The organism is Massilia atriviolacea, assembly GCF_003953935.1.
Lineage (GTDB): Bacteria > Pseudomonadota > Gammaproteobacteria > Burkholderiales > Burkholderiaceae_D > Telluria_A > Telluria_A atriviolacea.
This window is the reverse complement of the sequence record NZ_RXLQ01000080.1, coordinates 1-310: the sequence shown is the minus strand read 5'-3', so window position 1 is coordinate 310 and position 310 is coordinate 1. Positions and strand designations below refer to the sequence as shown.

The following is a 310-nucleotide window of genomic DNA, read 5'->3' as shown; positions in this document are numbered from 1 at the left end:
GACTGACGTTGAGGTCCTTCGGGAAACTGACGTTGACGTCCTTCGGGAGACTGACAAAGGGGAGGAAAGTCCGGGCTTCATAGAGCAAGGTGCCAGGTAACGCCTGGGGGGCGCAAGCCTACGACAAGTGCAGCAGAGAGAAGACCGCCGATGGCCCGCAAGGGAACAGGTAAGGGTGAAAGGGTGCGGTAAGAGCGCACCGGACGACTAGTAATAGTTCGTAGCAGGGTAAACTCCACCTGAAGCAAGACCAAATAGGCCTCCACATTGCGTTGCTCGCGTAAGGAGGCGGGTAGGTTGCTCGAGCCAG

Annotated in this window: 1 other RNA gene; it reads left to right on the top strand. The window is 57.7% G+C overall.

Annotated elements, in window-relative coordinates:
- Nucleotides 1-19 precede the first annotated feature (19 nt).
- Nucleotides 20-310: RNase P RNA component class A (rnpB, locus tag EJB06_RS31630), an RNA gene on the top strand; the annotation flags it as partial.